Origin of the sequence: Lacihabitans sp. CCS-44 (assembly GCF_024343735.1) — a bacterium.
Lineage (GTDB): Bacteria > Bacteroidota > Bacteroidia > Cytophagales > Spirosomataceae > Leadbetterella.
The window spans coordinates 112,752-127,854 of sequence record NZ_RJUE01000058.1 but is presented as its reverse complement, the minus strand read 5'-3'; the positions used below and the strand labels follow the sequence as shown (position 1 = coordinate 127,854).

General features: G+C 36.9%; 13 protein-coding genes. 5 read left to right on the top strand and 8 right to left on the bottom strand.

Annotated features, from left to right (window positions below):
• Nucleotides 1-115: 115 nt before the first annotated feature.
• From gyrB to EGI26_RS13035, 5 genes are all read right to left on the bottom strand, one after another.
• Nucleotides 116-2,074, bottom strand: coding sequence for a DNA topoisomerase (ATP-hydrolyzing) subunit B (gene gyrB / locus EGI26_RS13055; protein ID WP_255078923.1), 1,959 nt, complete (start codon nucleotides 2,072-2,074; stop codon nucleotides 116-118).
• Nucleotides 2,075-2,710: 636 nt separating this feature from the next.
• Complete coding sequence (locus tag EGI26_RS13050; protein ID WP_255078922.1) at nucleotides 2,711-2,911, bottom strand: hypothetical protein; 201 nt, start codon at nucleotides 2,909-2,911, stop codon at nucleotides 2,711-2,713.
• Nucleotides 2,912-3,223: 312 nt separating this feature from the next.
• Entirely contained in the window at nucleotides 3,224-4,087 is an 864-nt protein-coding gene (locus EGI26_RS13045) for a ParB/RepB/Spo0J family partition protein (RefSeq protein ID WP_255078921.1), read from the bottom strand.
• Nucleotides 4,074-4,907 (bottom strand): ParA family protein, encoded by an 834-nt coding sequence (locus tag EGI26_RS13040; protein ID WP_255078920.1) that lies wholly within the window; start codon nucleotides 4,905-4,907, stop codon nucleotides 4,074-4,076. Before EGI26_RS13040 ends, EGI26_RS13045 begins: the two co-directional genes overlap by 14 nt.
• A 143-nt stretch (nucleotides 4,908-5,050) precedes the next feature.
• On the bottom strand, nucleotides 5,051-5,467 hold the full coding sequence (locus EGI26_RS13035) for a hypothetical protein (protein WP_255078919.1): 417 nt from the start codon (nucleotides 5,465-5,467) through the stop codon (nucleotides 5,051-5,053).
• Nucleotides 5,468-5,700: 233 nt separating this feature from the next.
• On the opposite strand from EGI26_RS13035, the gene dnaG reads away from it, so the two are divergent.
• Nucleotides 5,701-7,626, top strand: a complete 1,926-nt coding sequence (dnaG, locus tag EGI26_RS13030) for a DNA primase (protein WP_255078918.1) — start codon at nucleotides 5,701-5,703, stop codon at nucleotides 7,624-7,626.
• A 93-nt stretch (nucleotides 7,627-7,719) separates the two neighbouring features.
• Entirely contained in the window at nucleotides 7,720-8,781 is a 1,062-nt protein-coding gene (locus EGI26_RS13025; RefSeq protein ID WP_255078917.1) for a TerC/Alx family metal homeostasis membrane protein, read from the top strand.
• Nucleotides 8,782-8,861: 80 nt separating this feature from the next.
• Here the strand turns inward: EGI26_RS13025 and EGI26_RS13020 are convergent, their stop codons facing one another.
• Nucleotides 8,862-9,299 (bottom strand): CBS domain-containing protein, encoded by a 438-nt coding sequence (locus EGI26_RS13020; protein WP_255078915.1) that lies wholly within the window; start codon nucleotides 9,297-9,299, stop codon nucleotides 8,862-8,864.
• A 185-nt stretch (nucleotides 9,300-9,484) separates the two neighbouring features.
• Between EGI26_RS13020 and EGI26_RS13015 the strand changes: the two genes are divergently transcribed.
• Together EGI26_RS13015 and EGI26_RS13010 are read left to right on the top strand one after the other, a co-directional pair.
• A complete protein-coding gene (locus tag EGI26_RS13015) occupies nucleotides 9,485-10,813 on the top strand; it encodes a vanadium-dependent haloperoxidase (RefSeq protein WP_255078914.1) in 1,329 nt (442 codons plus the stop codon).
• A 46-nt stretch (nucleotides 10,814-10,859) separates the two neighbouring features.
• A complete protein-coding gene (locus EGI26_RS13010) occupies nucleotides 10,860-12,170 on the top strand; it encodes a vanadium-dependent haloperoxidase (protein ID WP_255078913.1) in 1,311 nt (436 codons plus the stop codon).
• A gap of 46 nt (nucleotides 12,171-12,216) precedes the next feature.
• Here EGI26_RS13010 and EGI26_RS13005 read toward each other — a convergent pair whose 3' ends face one another.
• Nucleotides 12,217-12,927, bottom strand: a complete 711-nt coding sequence (locus tag EGI26_RS13005; RefSeq protein ID WP_255078911.1) for a hemerythrin — start codon at nucleotides 12,925-12,927, stop codon at nucleotides 12,217-12,219.
• A 227-nt stretch (nucleotides 12,928-13,154) separates the two neighbouring features.
• Here EGI26_RS13005 and EGI26_RS13000 point away from each other — a divergent pair, with 227 nt between their 5' ends.
• Nucleotides 13,155-14,051, top strand: coding sequence for a hydroxypyruvate isomerase family protein (locus EGI26_RS13000; RefSeq protein WP_255078910.1), 897 nt, complete (start codon nucleotides 13,155-13,157; stop codon nucleotides 14,049-14,051).
• A gap of 39 nt (nucleotides 14,052-14,090) precedes the next feature.
• On the opposite strand, the gene EGI26_RS12995 is transcribed toward EGI26_RS13000, so the two are convergent.
• The gene (locus tag EGI26_RS12995; protein ID WP_255078909.1) at nucleotides 14,091-15,083 is read right to left on the bottom strand and encodes an FAD:protein FMN transferase; all 993 of its coding nucleotides are present in this window, start codon (nucleotides 15,081-15,083) and stop codon (nucleotides 14,091-14,093) included.
• Between the last annotated feature and the right edge of the window lie 20 nt (nucleotides 15,084-15,103).

Below are 15,103 nucleotides of genomic sequence, written 5' to 3'. Positions count from 1 at the left end.
AGAATAAAAAACGCTTAGCAACATTTACATTAATAAAGAAAATCATAAATTGACCATCAAGCAAAAAAAATGGCGAACTGCTAACAGCTCGCCATTTATATAAAATCACTTGATATTATGCATCCACATTGGCATATTTGGCATTACGCTCTATGAAATCTCTACGAGGTGGCACTTCGTCGCCCATCAGCATCGAGAACAATAAGTCAGCTTCTGTAGCAGACTCAATTGTAACTTGCTTCAGGGTTCTGAACTCAGGATTCATGGTGGTTGTCCACAATTGCTCAGGGTTCATTTCTCCCAGACCTTTGTAACGTTGCTGACCAACACTATCTTCTTTTCCTGAACCAGCCAAACGCTTCACTGCAGCTTGTCTTTGCTCTTCCGTCCAGCAATATTCTTCATCTTTACCTTTTTTGATCAAATACAAAGGTGGCTGAGCTATATATAGGTAACCCTTCTCTATCAATTCTTTCATAAAACGGTAGAAAAACGTTAGAATCAACGTACGAATATGACTACCGTCAATATCAGCATCGGTCATGATGATGATTTTGTGATAACGCAATTTGTCCAAATTCAAGGCTCTATCATCGCCGTCCTTGCCCATCTGTACGCCCAAAGCTGTAAAGATGTTTTTTATCTCGTCGTTCTCGTAAATCCTATATTCCTGGGCTTTTTCTACGTTCAATATTTTACCTCTCAATGGCAAAATGGCCTGCACGCTACGGTCTCTGCCTTGTTTGGCAGAACCACCTGCTGAGTCTCCCTCCACTAAGTACACTTCACAAAGAGCTGGATCAGATTCGGCACAGTCGGCTAGTTTTCCTGGCAAACCAGAGCCAATCAAAACGTTTTTACGCTGCACCATTTCACGGGCTTTCTTGGCAGCTATACGAGCCTTGGCAGCCAATACTACTTTGTCAACTATCGTTCTGGCATCTTTCGGATTTTCCTCCAAATAGTTCTCCAACATCGACTGCACACAGTTACTTACCGCGGCCGTCACTTCTGAGTTTCCTAGTTTAGACTTGGTTTGTCCTTCAAACTGCGGCTCCTGAACTTTCACCGAAATTACCGCTGTAAGACCTTCTCTAAAGTCATCACCCGAAATCTCTATTTTTTCTTTTACCAAAATACCCGATTTGTCTGCATAAGCCTTCAAGGTACGCGTAAGAGCCATTCTGAAGCCCGAAACGTGGGTTCCACCTTCAGGAGTGTTGATGTTGTTTACAAACGACGAAACGTTTTCTGTATAAGACGAATTGTAAATCATCGAAACCTCCACAGGCACACCATCTCTCTCGCCTTCCATGTGCATAGGGGCAGGTATCAAACGCTCACGGCTTTGGTCTAGATATTCAACAAACTCTATAAGGCCACCTTCAGAGTGAAAAACCTCGTGTTTTGGAGCATCATTTTCGTCCAAATCACGCATATCGGTCAAGGTCAGGGTAATTCCCTTGTTCAAGAAAGAAAGCTCTCTCAAACGATTAGCTACCGTTTCATACTTATATTCAGTTACCTGAAAAATGGTATCGTCAGGTTTAAAGGTTACCACAGTGCCTCTCAAATCCGTAGTTCCGATTTCTCTAACCGGATATTGTGGCTTACCTATTTTGTATTCTTGCTCATAAAGCTTGCCTTCTCTGTGGACTTCCACTCTTAAGTCGGTAGAAAGTGCGTTAACACAAGACACACCCACACCGTGCAAACCACCGGAAACTTTGTAAGTGTCTTTGTCGAATTTACCACCTGCGTGAAGTACCGTCATAACTACCTCAAGAGCTGATTTTTGTTCTTTATCATGCCATCCCGTAGGAATACCCCTTCCGTTGTCTTTTACAGTGACTGAGTTGTCGGTATTAATAATTGTGTCGATGGTATCGCAATACCCAGCCATGGCTTCATCGATAGAGTTATCGACAACTTCCCAGATTAAGTGGTGGAGACCTTTGAAACCTATATCGCCAATATACATGGCTGGTCTCTTTCTTACTGCTTCTAAACCTTCTAAAACTTGTATATTGTTGGCGGAGTAATCTGCCCTATTCTCTAAATCTTTTTCTGCCATAAACTTTGTTTCAAATAGTATAAATTCCGAATCCTCAGAAATTTTCTTTTAATGATTTTAATGTAGAATTTTAACCCACAAATATAGTAAAAATTGTTGGATTATTTGCCAAAATAAAGGAGGTAAATGTTTGTTCAATAACAAACAAGCTAACTAATAAACTTTAGCCAAAAAGGGAAACGAAAGGGAAACATGGTAAAAATTTTGAAGAAAAAAAAATCGAATTAAATAAAAACCAACCCACCTCCAGTTTTGCTAAAATATCAGCTAATTCTTCGGCGTTTGAAAACTTAATAGCAATGTTGCCTTTTTGAAGAAACCATTTATAAAGATGATAAGTATAAAGCTTATCTTTTCTGTTAGGAGTTTTGCATTATGGAAAGAACCTGTAAATTTCCTTTCTGTGTAAAATCCTTTCAAAAATAATTTCTTGGCCTTGGAGTTGCAATCCAATTCGGTATTCTCCCAGTCTAATCCTTTAATAGTTTTTAAATCCTGATAACTTCTTGAAATTTTTAATATCTTGGATTGAATTCGCAGAAATACATGATTCGATCGTGATTCCTAATTTTCTTAGCGTATTTGCATCATTGATTTTTCGAACATCTTTCTCAAAAGATAAGTCGATTTTAACAATCATTTCTTCTCTAAATTTTCAAGAAATACTTTTAAATCAACAAACTCTCCAGTTCTTCCCGTTTCCATTGCATTTGCCAAGGACAAATCCTCCATTTCGGAAGCTGACATGAACTTAGCTTTCAAACCCAAACGATGAGCCAAAGATTTGAATAACTTCATCTCAGACTTGGTATTTCCCTGAACCACTAGTGTTTCCATTCTAAGGTTATTTTTTTACAAATGTGTTATCTGAATGTCGAAATTTAAGTCTTTACTGAGAAATAACCAAAAATTCTTTACAATTGATTGACTCAACCTAAAAAAATGTTGGAGAAAATACCCTTTTTCACCGTACAATCAAACTTCAAAGGTAGAGTAACCTGATTTATGATTTTAGAAAAAAAGGTAATTACAAACCCTGACAACATAAAATTACTTACAAAACAACCAACAAAAGCGTACTATAATGAGAGAGTTCTAAATAACCAAATAATGAATTAATCTCCTAAGAGCATAAAAATATCTATATTTTCAACTCACTTCCAGTTTTGCTAAAATTTCAGCTAATTCTTCAGCGTTTGAAAACTTAATGGCCACGTTGCCTTTGTTGAGGTCTTGAATTTGAATTTTGATGGGTACGAGGGTTTTGCCTTTGAGGGTAATTTCTTCTATCCTCATGTCTTCTTTATGCAAATCAAGTTCATTTGCACCAGCCTCAAAAGCATTACCTTTTTTTACCAATGACTCTATTTCTCTCGCACTCAGGTCGTTTTCTAATATTCTTTGATAAATATCTATTTGCAAATTGGTGTCTTGAATCGGTATCAGCGGCCGAGCTTGACCCATAGATATAACACCTAATATTAGCCCTGATTGAACCTCCGTTGGCAGGTTGAGTAATCTGAGATAATTAGTAACAGCTGAACGGCTTTTACCTACCCTTTTACCAAGTTCTTCTTGACTTACTTGGCATTCGGTAACCATTCTTTGGTAAGACAAAGCTATCTCTATTGGATTCAGATTTTCTCTTTGAATATTCTCAATCAAAGCCATTTCTATGGATCGGTGGTCGTCCACATCTCTGATGAAGGCAGGCATTTTTTCAAGACCAGCCAATTTAGCGGCCCTAAACCTCCTTTCTCCTGAAATAATCTCAAATTTACCGCCCTCTTTTTCTCTAACTGTGATGGGCTGAATAAGTCCGTGAACACGGATAGAATCGGCCAATTCTTCAATTGATTTGGAATCAAAATGACTCCTTGGCTGCTGTAAACCAACCTCTAATTTATCTATTTCTACCTCACTAACTCCTCTAAAAGCTGCCACTTTTCGCTGAACCACCAAGTCAGAATCTGACAGAAGAGAGTTTAAGCCTTTGTTTCTATTTTGTTCCATCAATTGCTTTTATCTCTGGTAAATTATTACGTTTCAACAATTCCTTGGCCAAATCAATGTAGCTAATTGCCCCTTTATTTTCCAAAAACTTAATATCGAACTCACCATCTTTGTCTCCAGAAAACATCAATAAAGCGGGCACGCCGTAACTTGGAGCTTCAGCAAGTTTGACATTTCGAGGTACAATGGTTTCAAAACATACTTTATCAAAATATTTCCTAACATCGTCTACGACCATTTTCGACAAATTTGTACGGGCATCGTACATGGTCAACACATAGCCTTCCATTACTAAACTTGGATTCAGTCTTTTCTTGATGATATCGATGGTGTTTTGAAGTTTGGCTATTCCTTCCAAAGCAAAATATTCACACTGAACAGGTATCAAAACAGAATCAGAAGCCACGATGGAGTTGATTACCATAAGGCCAAGTGATGGAGAACAGTCTATCAAGATAAAGTCGTAATCTTCTTTTATATCTTGAATTATTTCTTTCAAAATATACTCTCGTGCCACTTGATTGACAATTTCTAACTCAAAACCTGCCAAATCTATGTGGCTCGAAATCAAATGTAAATTAGGAATCTGAGTCTCGATTATACAGTCTTTGATTTTGGAATGCCCCACCAAAGCAGAATAAATATTATTTTTTTGATCTTTGCTATCAATACCTATCCCAGAGCCAGCGTTGGCTTGTGGATCTGTATCTACTATCAAAACTTTATAATCTAATACCGCCAAACTCGCCGAAAGATTGATGGCTGTGGTAGTTTTACCAACACCACCCTTCTGATTTACTATCGAGATTATTTTTCCCATTTATTGTCTGCTGTTAAAGAGGTGCAAAGATAGTTAATTTTAAAAAAACTACACCGACAGCATTTGAATATGTAGATAAGTAAGCGTATTGTGGAAAAGTTTTTGGTACAATACAAAGCCAAAACAAGGCATTTAATTGTAAATCAAATTCTTGTGTTTAATCGTGATTGCTCAGAAGCAAAATACAATGTAAAAATAGAAGCTAAGATGACAAGATTCTTGATTATGTATTGCCCAACCAAACTTGGTGTAAAAAATTGATTCCAAGCAGCGTCAGGAAGAAAGATAGTTGGCAAAAAAGTAGTAATTAAATGAAAAATTGTAAACCAAAAGGCCATTTTAGCCAGTTTTGGCCAAAGCCACATAAGTCCCACCAAACATTCAAATATACCAAACAAAACAATAAATTTATCGGCCTCTACAAACGGCAAAGTTGCATGAGCCAAATCAGTTACTAGGCCTGTAGCAGGCGAAAGACCGATGACTTTTAATAGACCAAACCAAAAATATACGACAAAAAGGGCTACTCTATTCGCAACCAAAACCATTTTGAAATTCATATAGTTGAAATATTTAAAATAAAAAAAGCAATCAGGTGTCCTATTAATTGGACTTAATGTTTAAAAAAAAGAGTTTTTTTTTGCAAAAGTTGATAAAAACTAAAAGATAAAAAATGCCTTTGATCAGTTTATGGTTTAAATTACCTTTTTAGTGTTGTGTTTTTTAACAGTCATATTTAGCTTAAACTCACTTTAAAGTTTTTTGGAAAGAAAAATAAAGATAATTTTACAGAATGATACCTCAGGATACCGTTCAGCAAATTATTCAAGCCGCCGACATTGTAGAAGTGGTCGGCGAGTTTGTGAGCCTCAAAAAAAGAGGGGCGAGTATGATAGCTTGCTGTCCGTTTCATAACGAAAAAACGCCTTCTTTTAACGTTTCACCAGCAAAAGGCATATACAAATGCTTTGGTTGTGGTAAAGGCGGCGACTCCCTAAGGTTTGTAATGGACTTGGAGGGGTTATCTTACCCAGATGCTTTGCGGTGGTTGGCAAAAAAATACAATATTGAGGTCAAAGAACGTGAATTTACCGACCAAGACCTCATCAACCAAAACGAAAAAGAGAGCCTTTTTATAGTGCTAGAGTATGCTCAGCAGTATTTTACCGAAACCATGGCCAACACAGAAGAAGGCCAAAGTGTGGGACAATCTTATTTTATAGAAAGGGGATTCTCAAAAACGGCGATTGAAAAGTTTCAACTCGGCTACGCCTTGGATGCAAGAAACGAGTTTGTCAAAAAAGCCGAAAAGGCGGGATTTAGCAGCGATATTCTCGAAAAAGCGGGTCTGATAAGTGTAAAAGAAGGTGATGTAAAAATAGATAGGTTCAGGGGAAGAGTGATATTTCCGATACACAACGTAGCCGGCAAACCCATAGCTTTTGGTGCCAGAATACTCAAAACCGACCCGAAAGCTCCAAAATACATCAACTCACCCGAGACCGAAATATACCACAAAAGCCAGATAGTTTACGGCATTTATCAAGCCAAAAACGCCATTCGACAAGCTGATAATTGTTATTTGGTGGAAGGTTATACCGACGTGGTTTCGTTGCATCAAGCAGGAATAGAAAACGTAGTGGCTTCTTCAGGCACGTCGTTAACACCTGAACAAGTGCGACTTATAAGGAGGTTTAGCGAAAACATTACGGTGCTCTATGATGGTGACGCCGCAGGCATAAAAGCGTCATTGCGAGGTATTGACATCATTTTGGAGGAAGACATGAACGTAAAGTCTGTGGTTTTTCCAGATGGAGACGACCCCGACAGTTATATTAGAAAAGTAGGCGGTGCGGCGTTTTCAGAATATGTCAAAAGCCACCAAAAGAACTTCATAAACTTCAAAACGGAGCTTTCATTAGCCGATGTGGGTGACGACGCCATAAAGAAAGCCGAGCTAATAGCCGATTTGGTGAGTTCGATAACCAAAATTCCGAATCCAATAAAGAGGTCCGTTTTTTATCAGGAAGTGGCCAAAATGCTGCAAATTGACGAAAATATTCTGATAAATGAGGGCAACAAGATAGTTAAGACTAAAATTGGTGACAACAAACGAACGGAAAAAGGAGATGGAGGAGTCATAAGCCCTGCACCACCGGCTCGAAATCAGGAGTTAGATATCATAAATACCCTCAAAAAACACAATGTACAAGAAGAGGCTTTGGTGAAAGACTTGGTGCTTTACGGGCATTTTGTAATCGAAAAAGACGAAGAAACTGGTCAAGAACACACCTTGGCGGACTATCTTTTGCATGAAACCAACGATCTAATTATAGAAACGCCGTTATTCTCAGAAATCTATCAACTTTATCGAACGGAATATCTTAACGGTAATGTTCCCACGAGCCAAATGTTTTCATCGAACCCCAACCCCCAGATACAAGACGTAGCCATAAGTTGGCTGAGCCCAAAGCACGAACTTAGTGAAAGATGGAACAAATTCGAGATTTTCATTCCCAAATATGAGGAAATGTTAAATGAGTTTTCTTACCGTATGGTATTAAGAATTAGAAAGGAGAAAATTCAGAAAGAAATAGATGTACTAGTAGAAGAAGTGGACACTGCCACCGATGAAGACCTCGAAATCATCATGAACACCATTGGCAAAAAAAGGGGAATTCTTAAACTAATAGCTGAAGAACTTGGTTCTGTAATCTAAACCTCTTTAAGAGTTTTTCCGTCAAAAACTATCCATTTTTGCGTTTTTTTGTGCAAATTGCGACTTAATTCAGTTTATAGTAATAAAAAATACATGTCAAACGAAGTTTTGTTTTTTGGGGCTTTTGCCTTGTTTGTGATATTTGTGATGCTGCTCGACCTCGGAGCTTTTAGCTCCAAAAAGGCGGGAATCGTGAAATTCAAAGAAGCGGCATTTTGGAGTGCTATTTGGGTAGGGCTTTCGGTTGGGTTTTACTTTTTTCTAAGAAACTACGGCTACTTTATCCATGACATCAGCGATGCAAGTCATTTGGATACCATCCAACAGTTATATTACAAAAACCTGAAACTCGGCTCAGACTACGCCGAAAATCTGAAGGTTTTCCAGAACAACATGGCTCTGGAATACATCACAGGTTATTTGGTAGAATACTCACTTTCGGTAGATAATATTTTTGTGTTTATCTTGATTTTCAATTCGTTCGGTGTTAGGAAGAAAAACTACAAAGATGTATTGGTTTGGGGTATTCTTGGATCTATTGTTTTGCGTTTCATATTTATATTTTTAGGTGCCGCCCTCATTCAAAAGTTCGAGTGGATACTTTATATATTTGGAGCGTTTTTGGTTTATACAGGTATAAAAATTCTTTTCTCTAAAGACGAAGAAGAAAATATAGATACCAAAAATCACCCAGCGGTAAAAATAACCTCCAAATTCTTTAATGTTTATGAAAAATTTGTTTCAGATAGATTTTTCTTCAGACATAAATACCGAGCTAACAAGCTTTTTATCACGCCTTTGTTTGTGGTTATAGTGGTTATAGCTTTTACCGATGTCATATTTGCGGTAGATTCAATTCCCGCTATTTTTAGTATTACCAAAGACCCTTACATCGTATTTTTCTCCAACGTTTTCGCCATAATGGGCTTACGTTCGATGTTCTTTTTCTTGGTCAACATCATTGATATGTTTGCTTACCTCAAATACGGCCTAGGTGTTCTATTGACATTTATAGGTGTTAAAATGCTCGCACATCATTGGTTAGAGGGCATTGGGTTCAACAATTTACATTCGTTAATAGTGATAGTATTGATTTTAGCAATAAGTATAGGTGCTTCATTACTTTTCCCACCAAAAGAAGCCTCTGCCGAATAAATGCTCGACAATAACAAAAAAGCACTTGAAAATACCCTCAAGTGCTTTTTTTGTATCAAATCCAGACTAACAACTAACTATCAGCCATTTACAATATAACTCTCCAAGTATTTAATGTGTTCTTTCTGCTCGTCAAGAATAGCACCTACTATATCTCCCACGCTCAAAACGCCCATCACGGTGCCGCCGTCTACTACGGGCAAGTGTCTAAACTTACGAGCATTCATAATTTCCATACAATCTTTCGAGGTCATTTTAGACTCTACGGTGTATACATTTGCTGTCATAACTTCGGATATCAAAGTCGTTTTAGCACTCCTACCTTGCACAATCCCCTTGCGAGCATAATCTCTTTCTGAAAAAATCCCGACAAGTTTTTCGTTTTCCATTACCAACAATGCTCCAATATTGTAATTGCTCATAACCTCCAAAGCTTCAAAAACCGTGGCAGATGGCAGAATCGAAAGAATAGTTTGTATCTTTTTATTGCTTAAAATAGTTTTTACTGACGTAGGCATGATGTTTAGGTTTTTTAGATACACAAAGTAAAAAATAATAATGAAAAATTTAATATTAATATTAAAAAATTAATAAAAGGTACCAAACTTTTTATATTCAGATTGATTTTCAAATAATTATAAAACTTAGAAAAAATTAATTTTGGCAAGATTTTTGAAGGAAATATCTTTAAAAAACTTATTGAATGGACACAAAAATTATCATAAGTTTATTGTTCGCATTTTCTTTTTTTGTTTCGTGCAAAAAAGACTCTGATGCAATAGACCCAGTAGTTTCTAACCCCTCACCTGCAGTCTCCACATTTGATGGAGAGTTAGCTTCTGATTGGTTAAAAATTCACTTGGATTTGATAAAGTCAACTCCTGGCTTTACACCACCGGTAGCAGCTAGGTCACTAGGATATACCTCGTTGGCATTGTATGAAAGCGTGGTAGCAGGCATGCCAGGGCACCATTCACTCAAAGGTCAACTCAATGGATTAGCTATGCTTCCCATTGTAGACACTACAAAAGTTTACAATTGGGGGTTGGTGGCTAGTGTAGCTCAGTATACTTTACTTACTCAATTGTTTATCACGACCAGTGATAAAAATAAAAGCAAGCTTGATTCAGTAAGGGTAGTTTACGAAAATAAATTAAAAACAGGCTCCACAGACGAAGTTATAGATAGATCTGTAAGATATGGGGCTTTATTGGCAACCTCTATTCATGAGTTCTCGAAGACAGATGGTGGAGCAACTGGACACTTGACGAATTTCCCACAAAGTTACGTTGTGCCAACAGGCATTGGATACTGGAAAGCCACAAGTTCACAGTTGATTCCACTTTTGCCAGCCTGGGGCAAAAATCGTCCGCTGGTAAAAGCAAATGAAGAAGATAAGCTAAAAATACCAGTACCATTTTCTTTTGAGAAGAACACTACTTTTTTTTCAGAGGCTAAAAAGGTTTATGATGCTTCAAAAAGTTTAACTTCAGATGAAAAAGCCATAGCTAACTTCTTTGCAGATGGAACTGGAACATTTACTTCTCCTGGTCACCATTTCAATGTTGCAAGAGAAATTTTTCTCAAGAAAAAATCCAAACTTGATGAAGTAGCTCTAGCTTATGTAAAAGTAGGCTTGAGTCTCAATGATGCATTTATCAGTTGTTGGAGAGGAAAATACAATTATTACTTGATGAGGCCGAGTACATATATCAAACAAACAATTGATAAAAACTGGGATCCATTACTGACCAACCCTCCTTTTCCTGAGTACACTTCTGGACATAGCACTGCAGCAGGGGCAACTGTGACTATCCTTGAGAGTATCCTTGGAGCTAATTATAGCTTCGAAGACAACTCCTATGCTGGAACATTACCAAACAGAAAGTATGATAATTTTGCCAAATATGGAGAAGAAACATCCAAATCCAGACTTTATGGTGGAATTCACTACGAATTTTCTTGTTCAAATGGATATGAAAACGGCAAGATTATTGCACAGAATATTTTGAAACTAAAGTTTAAAAACTAGTATAATTCTTAGTAACTTTACTAAAGAGCTATTTAATTTTGAGGTTTTGAGAAGAAATATTTCCAAAATATTATCCCTTTTATTACTTTTTGTCACCTTCCAAAATGGATTTTGTCAAAGTAAAGTACCTCAACTCAGCCATGATGTGGCTACAAAATGGTTTGAACTTCAGTTACAACTGATTCCTAGAACTCCCGGCTTTACACCTCCTGTGGTTTCAAGAGCCTTGGGTTATTCAGGACTAACACTCTACGAATCTTTGGTGCATGGCATGCCACATTACAAATCCTTAACTGGAGAATTACAAGAGCTGAATAAGCTTCCATTGCCAGAAAAAGACCAAACTTATGACTGGGAAATAGTTGCGAACAATGCCCAGTCAGAAATTATTCTGGCACTTTATTCCTCAAATAATAAAGAAAATACTTCAATAATAACAGAGCTGAAAGATGCCATCAATCTAAAACTCAAAAAAGGAGTTAATGAAAAGATTTATAAAGCATCAGTAAAGTATGGCGAAGAAATAGCAAATGCCATTTACAAATACTCAAAAAATGATGGAGGACATAATGCTGAAAAAAATAATTTCCCAAAAGATTTCAAAGCATCACCAGGGTCATGTATGTGGACTCCAATAGGAAACCAGTCCGCTCTTCAGCCCTATTGGGGTTCAAATCGCACATTTATTAAAGGCAATGCTGACTTTGATTTACCAATACCTCCAAAATGTGATATAGGCAACTCCTCACTCATGTTTTCACAAGCTGTGGAAGTTTACAGTGTAGGCAAAAATTTATCCGAAGAACAAAAAGAAATTGCTTTGTTTTGGGCAGATGATGCTGGAAAAACTTTTACACCACCAGGACATGGGGTATCCATTGCTTTACAATTGATAAAAAAAGAGAATTTTAATCTTGAAAAAACGGCTGAAACTCTTTGCAGAATTGGAATAGCAGTAAACGATGCCTTTATCTCTTGTTGGAAATGTAAATTCAAATACAACATACTTCGCCCTACCAGCTTTATACAAACCACCATAGATCCCAATTGGAAATCGCTTTTAGAAAATCCCCCATTTCCCGAGTATACATCCGGCCATGGTACTGTTTCTGGTGCTATTGCGGCAGTATTGTCAGACATGTTTGGATATAACTATCATTTTGTAGACAACTCTCACGAAGCTCGTGGACTAAAGCCTCGCTCATTTGACTCTTTCTTTGAGTTTGCCCAAGAAGCAGCCCTTTCTAGACTCTATGGAGGAATTCACTACAGAATGTCTAATGAGGAAGGGCTGAAAAACGGCAAGCGAATTGGCAAAATTGCCTGCGAACTTAAGCTAAAAATGAAGGATTCTTGAGACAAGAAAAGGTCTTTTCCTGACCCAATGAGACTGTTTCAACAAATCATAAAGCTTGTTTCAATCTTAACTCTATTTCACGAGCCATAGGCACCAAAACATGGTCTTCAATGATGGCATGTTTGCGAAGTTCCATTTCAAATAACTCCACTTGGTTTAAAAACACACGATACGGAAGAGGTGTTTCAACATTGGCCGAATAACTATGAATAATAGAGGACACAGACTTCAGGTCATCCTCTATCGGATCATGGTTATCGTCAAAAGAAGCAATTGAACAGTTATTCAATAATTCATCAACCTCCTTCGAAGACATTTCTCCTTTTGAAGCCATAATCAAACTCTTTATGTAAGGAAAGAAAGTCTTCTCTTCCATTCTGATGTGTTCAATCAATCTATTTTTATAATCGTTAAAAAAAGATGTCAGACTTGCAAGTATTTGATGCGTGTGTCCATATTTATTAAAAATATGCATCATTGTTTGCTCAATTTCTGGCAGTTTTTTCGACAAATAAAACTTGTGAGAAGCCTGCAAATAAGACAATACTTGCTCAATAGAAAATTTATGAAGTTTTTGATATTGAAATTCCTCTTCGTCGTTGTGATACAGCTCCAAAATGAGCTCCATCAATTCTGATTCCATATTAAATCTCGTATAAATATCTTGTGCTGCGGGGTCTATTACCTCTAATCTTTCAGTCACTAGCTGATACATTTTGTTGGTTTCAACAAGATTTTCGAGTGTTTTAGCGTCCATATCAATTATTTTTTTAGTATTCCTTCACAAAGGTTCTATTTCAAAAATAAATTAAAAATGATAAAAATCATAGATAAAACATTTAATTAATTTGTAGAAAGACACAAAGAAGCTTATTTTTAGAAAAAAAAATAGAACGCTTGGCAAAATCCCAATTAGAGATATTTCGACAAACGGATTATAACTGAAAAATGATTATGTGAGCAACATATTCAATCAATCTTAAAATGAAAAACAAAACATCTAGAAGAAAAATGTTGATGTCGCTTGGAACAGCCTCCGCGATATCATTTACTGGAATTTCTGCTGTAAAAGCTGCAAGTTCATCTAATAATTTACCACTCAAAAGCAACATCAAACATTCGGTATGTAGGTGGTGTTATGGATCGATTCCATTTGAAGAGCTTTGCCAAGGGGTAAAGGATATAGGCATGGCTTCTATAGAACTGACTGGTCCAAAAGAATGGCCAATTCTGAAGCAATATGGCTTAACATGTGCCATAGGATGGGGCGATTGGCCTAAAGGCATGGGTCTGAATAACTTTTTTAACAATCCAAAAAATCACGAAGAACTCATAAAACTATATGAGGAACTCATTCCGCAAGCAGCGGCCAACGGAATTAAAAACCTCATCTGTTTTTCTGGAAACAGAAATGGAATGACAGATCTGACAGGTATGATGAACTGTGCCAAAATCATTAGAAAACTCATCCCCGTTTGTGAAAAAAACGGAGTGATATTGTCCATGGAACTTTTGAGTTCGAAAGATAGCCACCCAGATTACATGTGCGACACCATAGAATGGGGAGCGGCATTGTGTGAAATGGTAAACTCTGAGAGTTTCAAGATGTTATATGATATTTTCCACATGCAAAGCATGCATGGTGACCATATTCGTAATGTAAGAAGATATGGTAAATACATCAGTCACTATCATACAGGGGGCATGCCTGGCAGAAAAGAGATAGACAATACCCAAGAAATCTATTATCCGGCAGTAATTAAAGCCATCATTGATTCAGGCTACAAAGGATATTTAGGACAAGAGTTTGTGCCTACTCCAAAAGATAAAGACGGTATGCTGGCATCATTGAAAAGATGTGTAGAAATCTGCGATATTTAATATTTTTGAAAGAGCTTCAGTTATTTGCTGAGGCTCTCTTTATTTATTTTCTAAAATTACGCTTTTCATACCCGCAGTTGCGAATGTACTTATTTGGCTATTTTGTTCATAAATGGCCAGAAAATCAATTTTCTGCTTTTTTGCAAAATACTTAGCCTTTTCTAACCCCATTACTAAAAACGCTGTAGCAAATCCATCTGCCTCTGCACACGTATTGGCTAAAACTGTCATACTTAACACATTATGAGCAACTGGCTTACCTAAATGAGGGTCTATCGCATGGGAGTATTTTTGCCCATCTTTAATAAAGAATTTACGATAACTCCCCGAAGTAGCCAACGATTTATTATCAAGAGAAACTATCGCCTGAAGATTATTTTCGTTATTTGGATTTTCTATTCCTACTTTCCAAGTTTCTCGCTTATTATTTTTACCTTTTGCTCTTACTTCTCCTCCTACTTCTACCAAAAAATTCTCTACTTCATTTTGAACCAAAAACTCTGAGATCAAGTCTACTGTATAGCCTTGAGCAATGGCATTGAAATCAAGCTGAATTTCTGGATACTTTTTTTCGACTTTCCCTTCCTTTATTTTTATGTTTTTGTAGTTTACAAGTTTCTTTAAACTATCCAAAGTCTCCATATTAGGAACAAGCCTATTTTTATTTTTGCCAAATCCCCAAGCCTTCACAAGTGGCCCAACAGACACATCAAAGAAACCCTTGGTTTTTCTTGATATAGCTTCAGAAGTTTGAAATACCTTCATAAAATGTTCATCAACAAGCCCATAAGATTGATTGGCATTTATTTTAGATATTAAAGAAGTATTGACCCATAAGGACATACTCTGGTCAACCAAGTTAAATAAACTATCCACAGATTTAGAAAAATCCACTCCGTTTTTGGTTTCATACACAATTCTGTATGTACTCCCTTGTGCTTTTCCTTGAAGGGTTTTATAATCTTCGCTCTGAAAATAAAATAAAGGAAGCCAGACTAAAAAAATTGTAATTTTAGATGCAAAAGGAAACATAGTATTTGAAAAGTAAATTA

Coding starts and splice junctions, on each gene's coding strand:
- gyrB (WP_255078923.1), bottom strand. CDS start 2,074: ATGGCAGAAAAAGATTTAGAGAATAGGGCAGATTACTCCGCCAACAAT.
- EGI26_RS13050 (WP_255078922.1), bottom strand. CDS start 2,911: ATGGAAACACTAGTGGTTCAGGGAAATACCAAGTCTGAGATGAAGTTA.
- EGI26_RS13045 (WP_255078921.1), bottom strand. CDS start 4,087: ATGGAACAAAATAGAAACAAAGGCTTAAACTCTCTTCTGTCAGATTCT.
- EGI26_RS13040 (WP_255078920.1), bottom strand. CDS start 4,907: ATGGGAAAAATAATCTCGATAGTAAATCAGAAGGGTGGTGTTGGTAAA.
- EGI26_RS13035 (WP_255078919.1), bottom strand. CDS start 5,467: ATGAATTTCAAAATGGTTTTGGTTGCGAATAGAGTAGCCCTTTTTGTC.
- dnaG (WP_255078918.1), top strand. CDS start 5,701: ATGATACCTCAGGATACCGTTCAGCAAATTATTCAAGCCGCCGACATT.
- EGI26_RS13025 (WP_255078917.1), top strand. CDS start 7,720: ATGTCAAACGAAGTTTTGTTTTTTGGGGCTTTTGCCTTGTTTGTGATA.
- EGI26_RS13020 (WP_255078915.1), bottom strand. CDS start 9,299: ATGCCTACGTCAGTAAAAACTATTTTAAGCAATAAAAAGATACAAACT.
- EGI26_RS13015 (WP_255078914.1), top strand. CDS start 9,485: ATGGACACAAAAATTATCATAAGTTTATTGTTCGCATTTTCTTTTTTT.
- EGI26_RS13005 (WP_255078911.1), bottom strand. CDS start 12,927: ATGGACGCTAAAACACTCGAAAATCTTGTTGAAACCAACAAAATGTAT.
- EGI26_RS13000 (WP_255078910.1), top strand. CDS start 13,155: ATGAAAAACAAAACATCTAGAAGAAAAATGTTGATGTCGCTTGGAACA.
- EGI26_RS12995 (WP_255078909.1), bottom strand. CDS start 15,083: ATGTTTCCTTTTGCATCTAAAATTACAATTTTTTTAGTCTGGCTTCCT.